The sequence below is a fragment of the Paraburkholderia sp. GAS41 genome, from assembly GCF_050436545.1.
GTDB lineage: Bacteria > Pseudomonadota > Gammaproteobacteria > Burkholderiales > Burkholderiaceae > Paraburkholderia.
The window spans coordinates 88,188-105,566 of record NZ_JBNDMK010000006.1 but is presented as its reverse complement, the minus strand read 5'-3'; the positions used below and the strand labels follow the sequence as shown (position 1 = coordinate 105,566).

Annotated in this window: 17 protein-coding genes and 1 pseudogene; 9 read left to right on the top strand and 9 right to left on the bottom strand. The window is 60.4% G+C overall.

Features of this window, described 5'->3' with window-relative positions:
• Positions 1–47: 47 nt before the first annotated feature.
• Positions 48–323, bottom strand: a complete 276-nt coding sequence (locus P3T43_RS11315) for a hypothetical protein (RefSeq protein WP_429281128.1) — start codon at positions 321–323, stop codon at positions 48–50.
• Between the two features lie 880 nt (positions 324–1,203).
• Between P3T43_RS11315 and P3T43_RS11310 the strand changes: the two genes are divergently transcribed.
• The 4 genes and pseudogenes from P3T43_RS11310 to pgm all read left to right on the top strand — a co-directional run.
• On the top strand, positions 1,204–1,521 hold the full coding sequence (locus P3T43_RS11310) for a hypothetical protein (protein ID WP_429281127.1): 318 nt from the start codon (positions 1,204–1,206) through the stop codon (positions 1,519–1,521).
• A 324-nt stretch (positions 1,522–1,845) separates the two neighbouring features.
• Positions 1,846–2,100, top strand: coding sequence for a DUF2513 domain-containing protein (locus P3T43_RS11305; protein WP_429281126.1), 255 nt, complete (start codon positions 1,846–1,848; stop codon positions 2,098–2,100).
• A 181-nt stretch (positions 2,101–2,281) separates the two neighbouring features.
• Positions 2,282–2,446: an FmdB family zinc ribbon protein gene (locus tag P3T43_RS11300; protein ID WP_085482598.1), complete on the top strand. Its 165-nt coding sequence runs from the start codon at positions 2,282–2,284 to the stop codon at positions 2,444–2,446.
• A 467-nt stretch (positions 2,447–2,913) separates the two neighbouring features.
• A pseudogene (pgm, locus tag P3T43_RS11295) lies at positions 2,914–4,526 on the top strand (phosphoglucomutase (alpha-D-glucose-1,6-bisphosphate-dependent)); the annotation flags it as partial.
• Between the two features lie 541 nt (positions 4,527–5,067).
• Here pgm and P3T43_RS11290 read toward each other — a convergent pair.
• From P3T43_RS11290 to P3T43_RS11270, 5 genes are all read right to left on the bottom strand, one after another.
• Complete coding sequence (locus P3T43_RS11290) at positions 5,068–5,205, bottom strand: hypothetical protein (RefSeq protein ID WP_429281125.1); 138 nt, start codon at positions 5,203–5,205, stop codon at positions 5,068–5,070.
• 61 nt (positions 5,206–5,266) lie between these two features.
• Entirely contained in the window at positions 5,267–5,401 is a 135-nt protein-coding gene (locus P3T43_RS11285; protein WP_429281124.1) for an entericidin A/B family lipoprotein, read from the bottom strand.
• A gap of 66 nt (positions 5,402–5,467) precedes the next feature.
• Positions 5,468–5,779 carry a hypothetical protein gene (locus P3T43_RS11280; protein WP_429281123.1) on the bottom strand — a complete coding sequence of 104 codons (312 nt, stop codon included), beginning with the start codon at positions 5,777–5,779 and terminating at the stop codon, positions 5,468–5,470.
• A 57-nt stretch (positions 5,780–5,836) separates the two neighbouring features.
• Positions 5,837–6,319, bottom strand: coding sequence for a Spy/CpxP family protein refolding chaperone (locus tag P3T43_RS11275; RefSeq protein ID WP_429281122.1), 483 nt, complete (start codon positions 6,317–6,319; stop codon positions 5,837–5,839).
• 384 nt (positions 6,320–6,703) lie between these two features.
• The gene (locus P3T43_RS11270) at positions 6,704–6,949 is read right to left on the bottom strand and encodes a hypothetical protein (RefSeq protein ID WP_429281121.1); all 246 of its coding nucleotides are present in this window, start codon (positions 6,947–6,949) and stop codon (positions 6,704–6,706) included.
• A gap of 1,019 nt (positions 6,950–7,968) precedes the next feature.
• Between P3T43_RS11270 and acs the strand changes: the two genes are divergently transcribed.
• Positions 7,969–9,951, top strand: coding sequence for an acetate--CoA ligase (gene acs, locus P3T43_RS11265; RefSeq protein ID WP_429281120.1), 1,983 nt, complete (start codon positions 7,969–7,971; stop codon positions 9,949–9,951).
• 121 nt (positions 9,952–10,072) lie between these two features.
• Positions 10,073–10,672, top strand: a complete 600-nt coding sequence (locus P3T43_RS11260; protein WP_429281119.1) for an acetate uptake transporter — start codon at positions 10,073–10,075, stop codon at positions 10,670–10,672.
• A gap of 202 nt (positions 10,673–10,874) precedes the next feature.
• On the opposite strand, the gene P3T43_RS11255 is transcribed toward P3T43_RS11260, so the two are convergent.
• Positions 10,875–11,936, bottom strand: a complete 1,062-nt coding sequence (locus tag P3T43_RS11255; RefSeq protein ID WP_429281118.1) for a lysylphosphatidylglycerol synthase transmembrane domain-containing protein — start codon at positions 11,934–11,936, stop codon at positions 10,875–10,877.
• A gap of 268 nt (positions 11,937–12,204) precedes the next feature.
• Here P3T43_RS11255 and P3T43_RS11250 point away from each other — a divergent pair, with 268 nt between their 5' ends.
• Positions 12,205–13,242 carry a zinc-dependent alcohol dehydrogenase family protein gene (locus tag P3T43_RS11250; protein WP_429281117.1) on the top strand — a complete coding sequence of 346 codons (1,038 nt, stop codon included), beginning with the start codon at positions 12,205–12,207 and terminating at the stop codon, positions 13,240–13,242.
• A 23-nt stretch (positions 13,243–13,265) separates the two neighbouring features.
• Here the strand turns inward: P3T43_RS11250 and P3T43_RS11245 are convergent, their stop codons facing one another.
• Positions 13,266–13,787 (bottom strand): universal stress protein, encoded by a 522-nt coding sequence (locus P3T43_RS11245; RefSeq protein WP_429281116.1) that lies wholly within the window; start codon positions 13,785–13,787, stop codon positions 13,266–13,268.
• Positions 13,788–13,847: 60 nt separating this feature from the next.
• Positions 13,848–14,120 carry a hypothetical protein gene (locus tag P3T43_RS11240; RefSeq protein ID WP_429281115.1) on the bottom strand — a complete coding sequence of 91 codons (273 nt, stop codon included), beginning with the start codon at positions 14,118–14,120 and terminating at the stop codon, positions 13,848–13,850.
• Between the two features lie 309 nt (positions 14,121–14,429).
• Between P3T43_RS11240 and P3T43_RS11235 the strand changes: the two genes are divergently transcribed.
• Both P3T43_RS11235 and P3T43_RS11230 read left to right on the top strand, forming a co-directional pair.
• Complete coding sequence (locus P3T43_RS11235) at positions 14,430–15,815, top strand: glutamate decarboxylase (protein ID WP_429281114.1); 1,386 nt, start codon at positions 14,430–14,432, stop codon at positions 15,813–15,815.
• Positions 15,816–15,842: 27 nt separating this feature from the next.
• Positions 15,843–17,363 (top strand): amino acid permease, encoded by a 1,521-nt coding sequence (locus P3T43_RS11230; protein WP_429281113.1) that lies wholly within the window; start codon positions 15,843–15,845, stop codon positions 17,361–17,363.
• The last annotated feature ends 16 nt before the right edge of the window (positions 17,364–17,379 follow it).

The window sequence follows — 17,379 nt, the reverse complement described above, 5'->3', positions numbered from 1 at the left end:
GTGTGCCGGGCCCTCATTGCGAGATTCACCGTACCGGGAGTCCTGCTCTATTCCTCGGGGCTAAGGATTACATCGATAGCGGCCTGGCCGGCGATCTCCGCAACGAAATAGGCCCAGCGGCGGGAAAACGGGCCGCCCCGGATCTTGATGCGCTCGCCGAGCGCCGCCACGCCGGGAAGGGTGATGGGTCCTCCGATACGAAACCAGACATCGAACATGTCCTTCGATGTAGACAGCAAATCAATGTGTATTTCGAATCCGCGATATTCGACTGTTCGTTGCTTGAAGACCTCCGGTTCCGGCACCGCCGCAAGACGGTCCAATCAATGGTCGGCCTGTTTCTCTTCTGCGGTCGCCTCTAGGCGTGCGTTGCCCGCATCGTTTTGCGGTGGCCGCTGTCGCGAAATTCTCTTCGGAATAGTCAATTTCATGAGTTCGCGAGGGGTAAAGTCCAGGACGGTAACCATCCAAACATCGCTGGCGGCCTGTCCGGCAGTTTGAGCCGCCGCCTGCAGTTTTCCGGTGCGCTCGGGTCCCGTAATGACCTCCCGGCGGAGATGCGTTTGGAGAATCTGGCAGGCAAGAGTATTCGCTCCTTTTCAGCGGCGCCATGATGCCCGCGATTCTCAGGGTCTGCGAGACGACTGCGCTTCCAAAGGGGCGAATCATAAGCAGTGCCTGAGTGCGTGATAGCTGCAACTGAGGTTGGAAAGTTGAGCGCCATGCTCTCATTCAGGGCCGATCCAGTCGCTGCCGGGAACAACCAGCTTACAGCTTTTGTGTGCGTGCTCAATGTCAAGCTGCCCGGGCTGTTTTGACATAGCTCCTGCCATCCTTTATGACCGATCGCAATTTACATTGGTTTCGCGCGCGACCGTGAGGGGTCGAGGCCGCCTGCAGGTGCCACGAAGGATGCACAGCCATGTTCAGAGTACGTCCCTTCTGCGTAACGCGGTTATGCTCAACCATGTCATCGCGTGACGTTGTCGCGCGCGGGTATCGTTTGCCTGACGCCACTAGCCAGGCCGCAATCAGCGGCAATTGTTCAAAGCGCCCCGGGCGTCAATCTGTGCTGACGGTAACGTCCGCTTGCTGGACGAATTGATGCGAATGGACGGATCAGTCGATGCGTAGCCCGATAGTTGAGGCCCTTTGACCACAACAGGGCTACACTCAGATTGAGACAAGTCCAGGAGCAATATCATGGCCGACGCGACTCCCGAAAGCACCTTTCGCGGTCTTCCCTTGACTCCGGATCAAGACGCAGAGGTCAGGCACTACATAAAGAGGAAAAAGCAGCAGGGCGCGCTGTGGGACACCCCGGAATTGGAGGCCATGCTTCGGGACATGCTGGAACCCCCTGGCAACGACGACGGCGGACTCGGCACCACCGTCGACGAAACGATGGCGGCCACAGAACGCGCGACAGCTTCCATCGACGAGACCATGGAACCCATTGAGGCCTGCGAAGAGCGGAATGCTGCGATGGAAACCGAGGGTATGAGGGGACCCAGGCGTTGAATCCCGGATGGCGCATGCGACTGGTGTCGAGAATCACCCAGCGCGTTCGGATCGTGGCACGAGCCTAATAGTGCCGCCACCTCACACCCTGAAGGCGAGTCGGTGGCCTATGAACCTTGATCGCGCGGTCTTTTCGTGAACAGATCGATTGGCGCGAGGGGGGAATCGGCGGCTGCGCGTTGGCGTAGTATTCGGATTGCTAATCGACGATCCTGCCGCGGAAGCGCAAAGAGGTGTGCGCACGCCGCACTCGGGATGCTCGCGCGGACGTTGTAGCCCTGGCGCCATCTCGATGAGCTACGCCATCTACGACAGGAGGAGATCGTGAAACGCGATATGAATCTGGCACTCGCAATATTGAAGACCCTCGAGGAAAACAAGTCCCCGCACCTCAGCGAATTTGACATTGAAGCCGCGCTCAAGAACGCGTTCGACCTTTCAAACCGAGGCGTGGGGTATCAGTTGAACCTGCTGGCGGACGCAAATCTCGTGCGCTCAATGGGTAGCGACTGGCGGCTAACCTGGGATGGCCACGAGTTTTTGAAGTCGGCGGCCCCGAATACCTTCGAAGACACTTAAAGCGCGACTAGAACGCTGGAAACGCCTCTCGGTATTCGTGGAAACAACCGGCTGCCGGGCGCCGCACTGGGGGCGCCGGAGGAAATGACAGTTGGCCGTAGCACGAGTAATACTACACTGCTGGGCGTCGCTGGCAGTATCTGGCCAGCATGACGTGCGGGATTCGCGTTGGAGGAATGCCATGCCGACTTACCAGTACAGGTGCGAGAAGTGCGGCGAAATGTTCGAACATGCCGAACATCTTGCTGAACATGAAACCGCTCATCCGAATTGTCCGAAGTGCGGAAGCGAGAAGGTCCAACACATACCTACGCCATTTGTCGCGAAAACGTCCAGAAAGAGCTGAAATCTGTCTGCCGGAGTAAAGGCAAAATCCGGCCATAGGGCCGATCGGGAAAGACCCATGGCCGTCCGCTCCCACACCAGAAGTGTGAGTTCGTTGATGCAGGAAGCTGCCGTTGGATTGCGCTGTGCCGCCATCGTCAGCAATCCGGTACATTGCTGACGCCCGGTCCGTCCTTATAGGCAGCTCTGGCCGAACTTCGGTCTGCCAGTGCGCTTCGCCGAGTGACCGGCGTACCTTGATAGCTGACTTGGGTTTCGCGCCGCATCGAGTTGACGATGAGTCAGGAGCTGTGCCGGATCGATACCCGTTGGCCGTCGTTGCTCATATCCGATGCTCAACTAAAGTTCATTGCCCGATACCGTACAGACATCTGCCTGTCGCGCGAGGGAGAGTCGTACTCAGAAGGATAGATGCCGGCCAACCCCGAGTGTCGCCACAATGAGTTTCGACTACCAAACGATATCGCGATGAACATCAATCCTCTCGCTGGCAAACCGGCCCCTCGTGAAATACTGGTCAACGTCCCCCGGCTGATCACGTCGTATTACACCGAAAGGCCTGACCCCGCGATCCCGGCGCAGCGGGCAGCGTTCGGCACCTCCGGGCATCGCGGCTCGGCTTTCGCGCGCAGCTTCAATGAGTGGCATGTGCTCGCCATCACGCAGGCGATCTGTCGTTATCGGAGGCAGGCAGGTATCGACGGTCCGCTGTTTATCGGCGTCGACACGCATGCGCTGTCTGAACCTGCTTACGCGAGCGCGCTCGAGGTGCTGGCCGCCAACGGCGTTGAGGTCATGATTGCGCAAAACGGCGAATACACGCCCACGCCGGCGGTGTCGCACGCAATCGTCACGTACAATCGCGGCCGGACTGCGGGACTGGCGGACGGTATCGTGGTGACGCCGTCGCATAATCCACCGGAAAGCGGCGGTTTCAACTACAACCCACCGAGTGGCGGCCCCGCCGACGATATCGTGACAGGCTGGATCGAAGCGGCAGCGAACGGATTGCTCGAAAGCAAGCTTGATGGCGTGCTGCGTATGTGTTTGTCGAAGGCGCTGCGCGTCACGACGACGCACCGGCATGACTTCCTCAATGCCTACGTTGGCGATCTTGTCAGCGTCATCGATATGGATGTGGTGCGAGGCGCACCGATCCGCCTGGGCGTCGACCCGCTTGGTGGCGCCGGTGTGCACTACTGGGGGCCGATTGCGGAGCGTTATGGGTTGAATCTGAGCGTGGTCAACGATGACGTCGATCCTACCTTCCGCTTCATGAACGTCGACTGGGATGGGCGGATTCGCATGGATCCATCATCGCCGTATGCGATGCAAACGCTGATCGACCAGAAAGATCGCTTCGATGTGGCCTTCGCGTGCGACACCGATCACGATCGCCATGGCATCGTCACGCGGCATGCCGGGCTTCTGCCACCGAATCACTATCTCACCGTCCTTTTCGATTATCTGTATTCTCATCGCCCTCAGTGGCGCATTCATGCGGCAGTGGGAAAAACCATTGTCAGCAGCCAGATGATCGATCGCGTGGCTGAGAAGCTTGGTCGTACGCTTTACGAAGTGCCGGTCGGCTTCAAGTGGTTTGTCGCCGGCTTGCTCGACGGTTCGCTGGGCTTTGGGGGGGAGAGAGTGCTGGCGCCAGTTGTCTGCGGCTCGACGGCACGGTGTGGACGACCGACAAGGATGGCATCGTAGCGGCGTTGCTGTCGGCCGAAATGACGACGCGCATCGGCCGCGATCCGGCTGAAATCTACCGGGATCTGACCAGGAGGATGGGCGAGCCGGTTGAACGTCGCATGCAGGTCGTAGCAACGGCGCAGCAGCGCGCGCTGCTGAGTCGGCTCTCGCCAGCGCAGTTTCCCCACACCGAACTGGCTGGAGAGCCGATCGAGCAGGTGTTCGACCGTGCCCCCGGCAACCACGCCGCCATTGGCGGCATCAAGGTGATTACGAGGAACGGTTGGTTTGCGGCACGTCCGTCAGGAACTGAAGATATCTACAACATCTACGCGGAGAGCTTCCTCGGTGAAGATCACCTGACGCGCATCGTTGAAGAAGCCCAGGCGAGGTGGATGGTCCGCTTGACGAATATGCGCTCGCCCATTAGAGCGTTCAGCCGTACACATCGGTCGCCGGTAACCAAGCTGCGCCTGATCTCGCGCCGCGCAAGCCAGATGCCGGGCAACATCGGGAGCCAGAAGCTCAGCCCGCGCAGCAGGAGTGTGCCGGCCGGTGCCGCTTCGACCGATACGCCGAGCAGGCTCAGCATCCCAACCGATGCGGCTTCAAATGTCCCCAGCCCAACGGGGATACCGCCCAAAACATCAGCGAGCGTAGTCGGGACGCTTTGCCGAGTAGGCCAGGCGCGATCCTGATAATCCCTGTCTCCGTAGACGGTACCGGCCTTCCGGCCGACGACGGGACACTGTCCGCAAGATTGAGGAGCGTGCGCGGAGTTTGACTTTGGGAAGGGGCATGTGGTGACTGGCGTCGCAGCCGGTGGTGAGAACGCTCCTTGCTCATCCCATGCGGGTGCCGGATGCGGCAGGTGTCGCCAGGCTTCACGACTATTTGTGACGGACCCGGCGATGCAACGCGGCACGCCTAGTAGTGGTCGTGAGCCTCGTGATAGTCGCCACCTCCGTGGTGGTCGTCGCCGCCGACCGGGACGAGGATGCACGCACTCAGGCCCACAATCAGCGACAGCACGATCAGCATCCATACACGTGTTTGGTTCTTCATCTCCATTCCCCCCTGTTGCAATTTTTTCTTGAACATCCCCAACACCGATAGCTGGCGCCGTTTACTTGGAGTCCTCGGCGGAGTTGTGGATGGCCTGGCCGCCTTTCGATATGTCCGTGCCCGCGCCCGCAACAGTGTTGCAGCCCGCGAGAAGAGCGGTACCGGCGATCATATACAGAACGATGAGTCGCATCATGATGTCCTCCTGCGAAAGGTTCTTGTTGCCGGCAGCGGTTGCGGGCCGGATACTTTTCTGTTGAAACTAGAGCGGCAGGAACAAGCTGATTCCCGGTGCCGCTTGCGGTGCATAGACAAGAGGCGGTGCTTCGTAGCCTTGGTAGCCATAGCCCGAATCGCCATAAGCGTGGCCATCGCGGTGATGATCGTCATGCCGGTATGTCTGGCGTGGAGCGCCGTGGCCCTGGGCATGCTGCTGGCCGCCATGATGATCCTCTTGCGCTTGCAGTGGCGCTGCCGCGACGAGGCAGGCGATCGCTACCGTGAGGCCTAGTGCGCTCAAAAGTCGTGATCTCGTCGCGCTCTTGTCAGACGTGCGCGTGAACGAAGTTTTCATGATGTATTCCTCGGTTCGGACCGACGCCCGCGCGGAAGTGCGCGGCGCAGGTTCGGGTCATCCCTTCTTGACCGCATGGTGGGTGTCGTTGCGGAAAATCAGATCGGCGTTGTGCTTCTGCGTATCCGACATGCTGTTGTAAAGCGCCTCGAATGCCGACGTGAGTTTCTTGATGCCATCCGCGTGAGCATCGACAGCCTGACCATAGGATCGGAGATCGTCAACCGCGCTCATGTTGTTGGCGTTAGCCGTACGGGCCTGCCTGAGTGAATCCATCGTGCTGGCGTTGTCGCGCATGACCTGCGCAACGGGTTGCCAGAGGGATTCCTGGTCAGCAGTGATCTGAAGCCTCGCATGAAGGCTGTTGATGCGCGTATCGACCGGAGTATGGGTCGCCACGGTCATGGCATGCGCGATGGGCTGAGTCTGCGCTGGCGTGGCGGCGCTTGTCGAAGCGGCGAGCGTCGCCATAGCAAGAAGCAGTGCGGCTGCGAGCACAGGCACAGGCCCGCGTTGGAAAGGGGTGATCGTGCGTTTCATGGTTTCTCTCCCAGGCAATTCGGTCATGGATCGAATTGCCTGCAAGGTACCAATGCTGCGAGCGTATTGCGAGCGAATTCGATGGGACAAGTTAGTAATGCCACCATTCCGGCGCGACGTCTGTCCGATGGCGGACGTTTGCCTGCAAGGTAGTGGGGTGCGCCTCTAGCGCCGATATTGCCTGTTGCACCGGTGTATCCCGTATCGCCAGTCGCCCCTGTGTTGCCAGTCGTGCCGAACTGAGCGGGATTGATGCCCTTGAGAAGTTTTCATTGCGGCTTCGCCAGTACGCCTGAGCGACGGCGAGACTACGTCAACTCCTCAATGAAAGCGGTGTTTGCAGCATGGCAACCGGCCGAGCCCGGTCTGCGCAATCCCGCGATATCAAGGCAGATCGGCCTTCCGTTTGACGGTCGCTGGCCTTCCCGAGTGCATAGAAGTGTCTCCGAAACCTAGCCACTTTTTTGAGTGTTTCACCCACTGCTTCAGCGTTCTGTACTGGATCGCCCCAACGCCTCTCGTGTTACTTTCCGGCGCGACCGGCATACCGTCATCGGTCGCGGTCTCTGCTGCTTCTCTCTGTTTCCTGCTTTCTGCTAGTTCTTCCGCACTCACCTGGTCATCAATCATGCTGCTCTCCCGCTGTGGGACAAATCGGTTCGCCAATCGGCGAACGCAATGCCGGTTTTCGTTCAGATGTTAAGTAGTATCCGCGTGGTTGTCTGCACGGTACCGTACCGACCTTCCCCGCGGACCTCGCCATGCTCCCAAGAAGTGAAAGCCGACATCGGTGCAGCACAGCAGAAGACCCCATGACCCCCACCGCAGCGACGGCTCTCACGAACGGCCCGGCTAGTCCGCCGATGGCGCCACCGGCTGGCGGCCTGAGCAGCGCTGAAGCACGTGTGCGGATAGGGGCGGCTGGCCCGAACGCCATGCCGGACTACTCGTCTTTAACGCCGCGCTCGGGCTGCTGCAGGAAAGCCGCGCGCAGGCGACGCTCGCAGCACTGAAATCGCGCCTGCCGCTAAGCGCGTCGGTGGAGCGCGTCCGAGTCTCTGGCTGGTGCTGTCGTCGGTGACCGATGTCCTGATTGCTTCGATACTGGCCATCGGTGGGATAGCGATGACGCCGCTGCCTGCCGTGACGGTTGCGGTTGCGGTTGCGTTCGCGTCTGCGGTGGCGTTTGCGGTCGTGCTGGCCGCGGCGAAGATTCCGATATTCGCTCATCTGCGGATTACATGGAGCCTGACGTTACCGGCGTCTCGCTTTGTCCGCACTTGTACGGCACCGTACCGACCTCCACCGGGGTTAAGCGCACCGTGGATACAGGCGCCTTGCGTCCCTTATCCAAAGGCGCTCGAGACAGCCTCGCGCAGTATGATTTCCTTCGATCGCTCGCCCGGGCCGCCCCTCCAGCAAGGTGTGGCCATCATGCCCACAATCCGAAAACACTATTTCTTTCCGCCGCGTTCGTGGCGCAGACACGCGTTGCCATGCCATGGAGCGGCAAGAGGGATCACTTTGGGTCATTTCGTTCCAAGGGCGCAATCGGCCGTCTCTACGCGTGCAGAGTCGCATCTCGTGCGCGAACTGAATTGCGACGGGATCGTCACGGCCTCATGCCTGAACCCGCACGGGAGCAAAAAATGCTAGTCACAGATGTCAATGATTCGATACTTCGGGAACCGAAGATATTCCTTCCGTCTGCGGCGATGTCGGCGCAGGCGGCGATTTCCGGAATGGATGCGTACCGTGCGCTTGTCGCCGAAGCGGAACGCGATTACGAGGGCTTCTGGCGGCGTCTTGCCAACGAAACGCTGACATGGAAGAAGCCGTTCACCAAGGTGCTGGACGAGTCGAAGGCGCCTTTCTACACCTGGTTCGAGGACGGCGAACTGAACGCGTCGTATAACTGCCTGGACCGTCATATCGAGGCGGGCAATGGCGAGCGCGTCGCGGTGATTTTCGAAGCCGACGACGGTACCGTCACCCATATCACCTACCAGGATCTGCTGCAACGCGTATGCCGCTTCGCCAATGCGCTGAAGACGCGCGGCGTGAAGAAGGGCGACCGCGTGGTGATCTATATGCCGATGTCGGTCGAAGGCGTCGTCGCGATGCAGGCATGTGCGCGGATTGGCGCCACGCATTCGGTCGTGTTCGGCGGCTTCTCGTCGAAGTCGCTCAATGAAAGGCTCGTCAACGTGGGCGCGATAGCGCTCGTCACCTGCGACGAACAGATGCGCGGCGGCAAGGCGTTGCCGCTGAAGAGTATTGCCGACGAAGCGCTCGCGATGGGCGGCTGCGAGGCTGTCACGAGCATGATCGTCTACCAGCGCACCGGCGGCAAGGTGGCGTGGCACGATGGCCGCGACCTCTGGATGCATCAACTCATGCACGCCGAGTCCGATCAATGCGCACCCGAATGGGTCGGCGCCGAGCATCCACTCTTTATCCTCTACACGTCGGGGTCGACCGGTACGCCCAAGGGTGTGCAGCACAGCACTGGCGGCTTCCTGCTGTGGGCCGCGCAGACCTTGAAGTGGACCTTCGACTGGAAGCCCACGGACGTGTTCTGGTGTACCGCCGACATCGGCTGGATCACGGGACACAGCTATATCGCGTATGGCCCGACAGCACTGGGTGCCACCCAGGTCATGTTCGAAGGCGTGCCGACTTATCCGAACGCGGGCCGGTTCTGGGAGATGATCGCGCGCCACAAGGTGACGTTGTTCTACACTGCGCCGACTGCGATCCGCTCGCTGATCAAGCTGGCGGAGACCGACATCAAGCTACATCCGGACAGCTTCGACCTGTCGACGCTGCGCATTCTGGGCACGGTCGGCGAACCGATCAATCCGGTCGCATGGATGTGGTACTACGAGCACGTTGGCGGTGGTCGCTGTCCCGTCGTCGATACCTGGTGGCAGACCGAAACCGGCGGCCACATGATTGCGCCGATGCCGGGCGCGACGCCACTGGTGCCGGGTTCCTGCACCTTGCCGCTGCCCGGGATCATGGCAGCGGTAGTCGACGAGACCGGTCAGGATGAGCCGGACGGCAAAGGCGGGCTCCTCGTGATCAAGCGCCCCTGGCCGTCGATGCTGCGCACGGTGTGGGGCGATCCAGCCCGCTTCGAGAAGGGCTATTTCCCGGAAGAACTGGGGGGCAAGCTGTATCTCGCCGGTGACGGCGCGGTGCGCGACAAGGAAACTGGCTATTTCATCATTACGGGACGCATAGACGACGTGCTCAACGTGTCGGGGCACCGCCTCGGCACGATGGAGATCGAGTCAGCACTGGTGGCTAATCCGCTCGTTGCGGAGGCGGCAGTGGTCGGATGCCCGGACGAAACAACGGGCGAAATCGTCGTTGCCTTTGTGGTCCTGAAGGGCGCACGTCCGGAAGGCAAAGAAGCCGAGAAGGTTGCTAACGAACTGCGGGCATGGGTCGGGAAGGAAATTGGGCCGATCGCGAAGCCGAAAGTGATCCGCTTCGGCGAGAACCTGCCGAAAACGCGTTCGGGAAAGATCATGCGGCGTTTGCTGCGCTCGCTTGCGGCCGGAGAAGAGATTACCCAGGACGTGTCGACGCTCGAAAATCCGGCCATTCTCGACCAGCTTGGTTGATTGACACCGGCCACCGGAACCGGCATTGCGCGTACGGCGCCGGGTGTCCAGAAAGGCGTATAGCAGCAGTCTCCGCCAGCCGCTCGCCTAGACCGCGTTGGCGGGACATCAGGAGCAGGTCATGCGTGATGCAACAGTTTTACCGAAGTTTTCGAATCCTGCCCCGCTGGGTCTCGCGGGTTTTGCGTTGACGACGTGGCTGCTTAGCATGATCAACGCCGGCTGGTTTTCGGGCGAATCGATGGGTCTCGTGCTCGCCTGTGCGCTCGCTTATGGTGGGACTGCGCAGGCCATTGCCGGGATGATGGAATTGCCACGCGGCAACACCTTCGGTGCGACAGCCTTTCTCAGTTATGGCGCGTTCTGGTGGTCGTTTGCACTGTTCGTGCTCTTTTTACACGACAAGGTGCCGCCCGCGTTCGTCGGCTGGTATCTGTTCCTCTGGGGTGTCTTCACGTTCTATATGTGGCTGGCCACCTTTCGCTCGCCTCGTGCGCTGCAGTTCATTTTTCTGGCGCTATGGATCACCTTCGGCTTGCTGGCTGGAGGAGAGTGGACGGGTTCAGGGCTGGTGCGCATGGCGGGCGGCTATATGGGGCTCGTCACTGCGGCGCTCGCGTTCTATCTGTCCGCAGCTGATGTGATCAACGAAGTGCATGGGCGGGTCATTCTGCGGGTCGGCGATCCAAGGATAATCAGCCGGCATGCTGTCGCGCTCTAATCGTCCCAAGGGCCGCCGGCAGCAGATTATTTCGACACAGGACGGCATGAGCGTTGCCACGCCGGACGGGGCTGTCATGCGTGAATTTGTGCACGACCGAACCTTCAGCGCGCCACAGGAGACCGTGCTGGATGGCCCGCGAGCGGGTATGTCGCGGGTCTAGCTGACGAGGTCGAACACGACTAGCAGCGCCCGGCGCTACCTAATGGCGCCGTATTTCCAGACGTGCCAACCAGATGCCGGGCAGCATCGGTAACCAGAACGTCAGGGCTCGCAACAGAAGAGTGGCGGCGAGCGCCGCTTCCACCGACACACCAAGCAAACTTAACATCCCCACGGAGGTGGCCTCGAAGGTCCCCAGGCCAATGGGAATGGGACCAATGGTGGCCACCATCGACGCGACAATAAAGCTCACGAACACGACCCAAAGCGGCGGCACTTCACCGATCGCATTGAATGCGAGCCAGAGCGTCAAGGCATCGAATACGAAGATGGCAAGTTGCAATCCCACTGTTTGCAACAGCAGGCCTGGGCTGCGTAGCAAGCGAGTAGGTGCGTCGGTCAACTCCTGAAGCAGCGTAGTGACGCCGAGGCACTTGCTGAGCCATGCGATCGGCGCACGTTGGCCCCATTGTTTGAGTCCCAGTACGGCAGCCGGCACTGCCACCGTAACGACCACAAAGATCGCCACGCCGACGATCAGCGCCACGCTCAGCCGATGCTGCACCCACAGCACGCCGGCGCTTGCGAGCACCACGAACAGGTAGGCGATGTCGTACGACACCATGCCGACCAGCATCGCGGCCATCGCAATCCCGGCCGGGACGCGCCGACCGGTCAGCCCGCGTACTACGAGCATCGTGCCGCTGATACCGCCGCTCGGCAGCACCTGGTCGGTAAAAACCTTGGCAATGCCGAGGGGAATCAGGGTGCGCAGAGCCAGCGGATGTTCGGCCTGGCGCAAGGCCACGCGCCATACGAACGCCGCGCTGACATACGTGCCGAACTGAACCACGAGCGCGACCAGCATCCAGCCGGGACGGGCCGAGCGTATCAATGCGGCCATCTTTTGCAGTGAGCCGAGATGCAATACCACCAGAATGACGGCGAGAAAAGCCATCAGCCCGACGACCCAGAACATGAGCAGGCGCAGGCGCGATGTTTTGCCGAGCAACCCGGGCGCGATGTGTACGAGGCCGGTCTCGGCAACAGGCATTGGCGTCGACCGCGGTGCGTGGACGGAGCTGATTTGCGAGGGGCTCATGGGACGAGAGGTCATTGAAGGCACTGCAGGAGTTTGAGCGACAGGTGGTGGCTTCGTTTCGCCTGACCGCCCACTCGGCTTTAAACCATGTTGCTCGCGAACTGGCTCGATGTCGGTACGGTGTCAGACGCGGTCCGGCACCGTACCGACTTTTTCCAAAGTACGCGGCAGAGTGGTTTCAGGCGGTGACAGGTGCATTAGTTCAACCGCACGAACAAACGTACGTCGCAGAGTGAAAATCAGTGAACAGCAACCGGAGTGACCGACAATGAAAGCACTCGTTTATCTTGGCCCGGGTAAGAAAGCAGTTGAAGAACGACCCAAACCGGTGATCGACGCCGCCACCGACGCCATCGTCAGGATCAGCAAGACGACGATATGCGGCACGGACCTGCACATTCTCAAGGGCGACGTTGCGACCTGCCAGCCTGGGCGCATTCTCGGCCATGAAGGCACTGGCGTCATAGACGAGGTAGGTTCCGGCGTGACCACGTTTAAACCAGGAGAGCGCGTCCTGATCTCTTGCATCAGCGCATGTGGGAAGTGCGGATACTGCCGCAAGCAGATGTATTCCCATTGTGTGAGCGGCGGATGGATTCTCGGCAACAAGATCGACGGCACGCAGGCCGAATTCGTCAGGATCCCACACGCGGATACCAGTCTTTACCGCATTCCGGACGGTGCCGACGAAGAGGCGCTCGTGATGCTGAGCGATATCCTGCCGACGGGTTTCGAATGCGGCGTGCTCAACGGCAAGGTGGAGCCGGGCAGCACGGTGGCCATCGTCGGTAGTGGACCGGTCGGACTTGCGGCGTTGCTTACGGCCCGCTTCTATTCGCCCGCCGAAATCATCATGGTCGATCTGGACGACAACCGGCTGGAGACTGCAAAGCGCTTCGGCGCGACAGCGGTAATCAACAGTGCGGACGGCAACGCGGTGACGGCGATCATGAAGCTTACCTCGGGACGTGGTGTCGATACGGCCATCGAGGCAGTCGGCATACCCGGCACCTTCGAACTGTGCGAGGCAATCATCGCGCCGGGCGGGACGATTGCGAACGTCGGCGTGCATGGCGTGAAGGTCGATCTTCACCTGGAAAACCTGTGGGACCGTAATATCACGATCACTACACGGCTCGTCGATACCGTGAGCACGCCCATGCTGCTGGAGACGCTACGCTCGCGCAGACTCGACCCCAAGCTTCTGATCACTCATCGCTTCACATTCGAACAGATCCTGGATGCGTACGAAGCCTTTGCTCACGCGGCTGACACACGCGCGCTCAAGGTGATCATCGCAGCCTAGGCCGAGATATGCATGGTCCGCCGTTAGTGTGGCAGTTCGTGTGTCGCCGCGGCGAGTTCGGTGCTTGGTCTGGTCGCGTCCGCGACTGTGGTTTGCGCTTGCCGGCTCGGCACCAGCAATACCGGCAGGCCTGCACTTCGCACGACGCGTTCGGCCACGCTGCCTAGAAACAGACGCTTGAATCCCCGTCGCCCGTGCGTGCCGAGCACTAGCAGGTCCGCATTGAATTCGTTAGCTGAGGTTCGGATCCGCTCCGAAATGTCCTCGCCGACTGGCGCGACGTTGACGATCCGCGGCGCGCCGGCCACGTTCTCATTTTTCATCCGCGCCAGTGCAGCCGCCAGTAGCCGTTGGCCTTCCTCAACGAAGGCATCGCGCAGGATCGTAGGATCGTAGCCGGACGCGTCATACGCCATCAACGGGTTGTCAACGACATAGAGCGGCTGCAACTGCGCGTCGTTATCGCGGGCGAGCTGCAGCGCGGTGTCGAACGCATGTTCAGACGTTTCGCTGCCGTCGATCGCTACCAGAATGCGTTTATACATGGCGGCCTCGAAGAATTCGTTCAGACGGTGGGCACCGTCGCGGGATTGGATTGCAGGCGCTCAGAGCGCCGTAGCCTGAACCTTGCCGTCGACAATGTCCTTGCCAAACTGCATGGCAAGGTCGATCGCATCGTCGAAACTGGCGGGGCTTACAGCGTTGAAGACTGTCGCGTAGCGGCGTGCGTCTGCTTCGTTCGATGGGATGGTGTCGATCCGCACCACGGAAGAAAAGCGCCTTGCACCCTTGGCATACGGATCGCCGAAAGGCGGGAACTGCTGGCTGGCATAGGCACGTAACTCGTGTCCGTTGTATGTCGCGGTGGGGATGATCATGATGACGGGCTCCTTGATGAGCGGTTGGTTGCGCTGAGCTCGGTCCGGATATCGACGGCGTAGCGCCGATCGGAAACAGCACAGTGAATGACACCACCTTGCGCTCAATAGCGGCGTAATGCAATGAACAGATTACTTGAATTGCCGTAATGCGGTACGCCACCGTACCGACTTCCTTCGGCCCTTCGCGCACCGTGTTGATGGAAGCTCCCCCGTCTGCTCAATATCATCATTCCACTCGCTCCGCTGTTAGCTCGCGAAGCCGTCGCACTTGCCGCCGCACTCATTTCACAGCAGGAGTATCGCAACATGACCTTTCTCAAGTCCCCGCCATCGACGCCCGATGCCGTCGCCGACGAATACGCTGCGACGATCTCCGGTTCTTCGCTACCGAAGTACCGGATCCCGGAGGGATCGTCCGACCGCCGCGCAGTATTCGATCTGGTGCGCGACGAATTGTTCATGGACGGAAACTCGCGGCAGAACGTCGCGACGTTTTGTACTACTTACGCTGACGACGAAGTTCGCCGTCTGATGGATCTGTCGATCGACAAGAACATGATCGACAAGGACGAATATCCACAAACCGCAGAAATCGAAATGCGCTGTGTGCACATGCTCGCGGATCTATGGCACGCACCGAAGTCGTGGAAGACCACCGGTTGCTCGACGACAGGATCGAGCGAGGCGTGCATGCTCGGTGGTCTCGCGCTGAAGTGGCAGTGGAAAAAGCGCAGGCAAGCGCAAGGCAAGCCGACGGACAAGCCGAACTTCGTCTGCGGTCCTGTGCAGGTGTGCTGGGCCAAGTTCGCCCGGTACTTCGACGTCGAGATGCGCCAGGTGCCGCTCAGCGGCGACGCGACTGGACTGCGGCCGGAAGATCTGGCCCAGTATTGCGACGAGAACACCATTGGCGTCGTTGCTACACTCGGCATTACCTTCACCTGCGTCTATGAACCAGTGAAGGCGCTGGCAGGCGCGTTGGACGCCTTGCAAGCCAATGTCGGACTCGACATTCCGATTCACGTCGATGCTGCCAGCGGCGGTTTCGTCGCCCCGTTCATCCAGCCCGACCTGGCATGGGACTTCGGCGTGCCGCGCGTCAAATCGATCAACGCGTCGGGCCACAAGTACGGGCTCGCGCCGCTCGGGGTCGGCTGGGTAGTGTGGCGCAGCACGCAGGACTTGCCTGACGAACTGATTTTCCGGGTCGACTATCTGGGCGGCGACATGCCGACATTTGCACTGAATTTCTCCAGGCCGGCCGGCCAGATCATCGCACAGTACTACATGCTGCTGCGGTTGGGGCGTGAAGGCTATCGGCACATCCAGCAGCAGTGTGCCGACACCGCTCAGGCGCTCGCTGACGGTCTGGCGAAGATCGATGCACTGGAGATGATTTACGACGGGCGCGGCGCCTTGCCGGCTGTCTGTTACAAGCTGAAGCATCCACAAACAGCGGGCTTTACGCTCTTCGATCTGTCCGATCAGGTCCGCATGCGCGGCTGGCAGATTGCTTCGTATGAACTGCCGGCGGGGCGCGAGGACACGATTGTGCAACGCGTGTTGATCCGGCGGGGCGTGACCCGTGACATGGCGGCGATGCTGCTCGAGGACATCAGGCACGCCGTCGCTCATCTGACGAAGAACCCGGTGCCGCATTCGACTGCCGGTCCTACCTTCCATCACGATTGATGTCGCCTCTTCACAGGAGCGAGCGAAATGGATAACACCGTTACCACCGCGGCCGCGTTGCCGACCGCCAATACCGCAAAACGCGGTAAGTATCTGAGCGTCACGTCGATCGGCCTGATGACGGCCGCAGCCGTGGTCACCAGCCTGCGAGGGCTTCCTTTACTGGCGAAGGAAGAGATGACAATGTTCGTCTACCTCGCCTTTACCGTGGTTTTCTATCTGATCCCCGCGTCGCTGATTTCGGCCGAACTGGGCGGCGCTTTTGCGGACCGGCGCGGGGGTATCTATACGTGGGTCGCGGAAGCGTTCGGCACACGCTGGGGCTTTCTTGCGATCTGGTTGCAATGGATCCAGAACGTCGTGTGGTTTCCGGTCGCGCTGACGTTCGGTGCGGCGGCGCTCGCCTACACGATCGGTCGTCCCGAACTGGCGAAGAACGGCACCTACGTTGGAATTTTCTGCATCGTCGCGTACTGGCTCGCGACATGGGTCGTGCTGCAAGGCGTCGAAGTGTTCGCGAAGATTGCCAACTGGACCTTCGTGATCGGCACCATCGTACCAGGCATTGTGCTGCTGGCGCTTCTCGGCTACTGGGTCAGCAGTGGCCACCCACTCGGATGGCAACATCTGAACGATGCCGCATTGTCCCAGGACGGCCATGCCCGCTTCTGGCCTTCGATTCACGGCTTCGGTACGATCTCGTTTCTTGCAGGGATCGTGTTGCTGTTTGCGGGTGTCGAGGTGCAAGCAGTTCATGTGATGGACATGCGCAGCCCAAGTCGAGGGTATCCGGCGGCCATTGGACTGGGCGCGCTGATTTCAGTGCTGATCTTCGCACTTGGGGCATTGCCGATTGCGGCAATCTTGCCGTACGAGAAGATTTCGCTGCAATCCGGCGTGTTCGACGCGTTTGGCGCCGTCCTTGCGGACATCTGGCACATGAGCTGGGCTGTGTCGGCGTTGTCGCTGCTGGTCGGTATCGGTGCAATCAGTGGAGTGCTGGCCTGGCTCGGCAGTCCATCGCGCGGCTTGCTCGAGACTGCTCATGAGGGTGAGTTGCCGCCAATCCTTCAGGCGAAGAATCGCAAGGGCATGCCCACTCATATCCTGCTGGTGCAAGGTTTGATTGTGACCGTCATTTCGTGCTTCTACTTCGTGATCCAGGATGTGTCGGTCGCGTTCTTCCTGATCTCCGCGATGACGATCGCGCTTTACCTGATCGCCTACATGTTGATGTATGCAGCGGCGATCAAGCTGCGCTATTCCGCACCTGCTTTGCCACGACCGTTCATGGTGCCCGGTGGTTTAGGCGGTATGTGGTTGACGGCGAGCATTGGCTTTGCCGGGGTGCTGTTCAGTTTCGTCGTGTCGTTCTTCCCGCCAGACCAGTTGCCGGTGGGATCGCCCTGGCTTTACACAGGGCTGGTCGTTCTCGGCATCGTCGTGTTCGGGGGCATTCCCCTAATCATCCACCACGTGCGCCGCAGCGACTGGGCGACCGTTCATGACGCGCCGCTTGTTCGTTCGGTCGTGATACCTCTGAAATAGGTGCGCGCGGCCTCTC

Bases quoted from the DNA above. Each gene is read 5' to 3' on its own strand.
- P3T43_RS11230 (WP_429281113.1), top strand. From the start codon at position 15,843: ATGGATAACACCGTTACCACCGCGGCCGCGTTGCCGACCGCCAATACC.
- P3T43_RS11270 (WP_429281121.1), bottom strand. From the start codon at position 6,949: ATGATTGATGACCAGGTGAGTGCGGAAGAACTAGCAGAAAGCAGGAAA.
- P3T43_RS11245 (WP_429281116.1), bottom strand. From the start codon at position 13,787: ATGTATAAACGCATTCTGGTAGCGATCGACGGCAGCGAAACGTCTGAA.
- P3T43_RS11310 (WP_429281127.1), top strand. From the start codon at position 1,204: ATGGCCGACGCGACTCCCGAAAGCACCTTTCGCGGTCTTCCCTTGACT.
- P3T43_RS11260 (WP_429281119.1), top strand. From the start codon at position 10,073: ATGCGTGATGCAACAGTTTTACCGAAGTTTTCGAATCCTGCCCCGCTG.
- P3T43_RS11250 (WP_429281117.1), top strand. From the start codon at position 12,205: ATGAAAGCACTCGTTTATCTTGGCCCGGGTAAGAAAGCAGTTGAAGAA.
- P3T43_RS11240 (WP_429281115.1), bottom strand. From the start codon at position 14,120: ATGATCATCCCCACCGCGACATACAACGGACACGAGTTACGTGCCTAT.
- P3T43_RS11275 (WP_429281122.1), bottom strand. From the start codon at position 6,319: ATGAAACGCACGATCACCCCTTTCCAACGCGGGCCTGTGCCTGTGCTC.
- P3T43_RS11280 (WP_429281123.1), bottom strand. From the start codon at position 5,779: ATGAAAACTTCGTTCACGCGCACGTCTGACAAGAGCGCGACGAGATCA.
- acs (WP_429281120.1), top strand. From the start codon at position 7,969: ATGCTAGTCACAGATGTCAATGATTCGATACTTCGGGAACCGAAGATA.
- P3T43_RS11235 (WP_429281114.1), top strand. From the start codon at position 14,430: ATGACCTTTCTCAAGTCCCCGCCATCGACGCCCGATGCCGTCGCCGAC.
- P3T43_RS11285 (WP_429281124.1), bottom strand. From the start codon at position 5,401: ATGATGCGACTCATCGTTCTGTATATGATCGCCGGTACCGCTCTTCTC.
- P3T43_RS11290 (WP_429281125.1), bottom strand. From the start codon at position 5,205: ATGAAGAACCAAACACGTGTATGGATGCTGATCGTGCTGTCGCTGATT.
- P3T43_RS11255 (WP_429281118.1), bottom strand. From the start codon at position 11,936: ATGAGCCCCTCGCAAATCAGCTCCGTCCACGCACCGCGGTCGACGCCA.
- P3T43_RS11300 (WP_085482598.1), top strand. From the start codon at position 2,282: ATGCCGACTTACCAGTACAGGTGCGAGAAGTGCGGCGAAATGTTCGAA.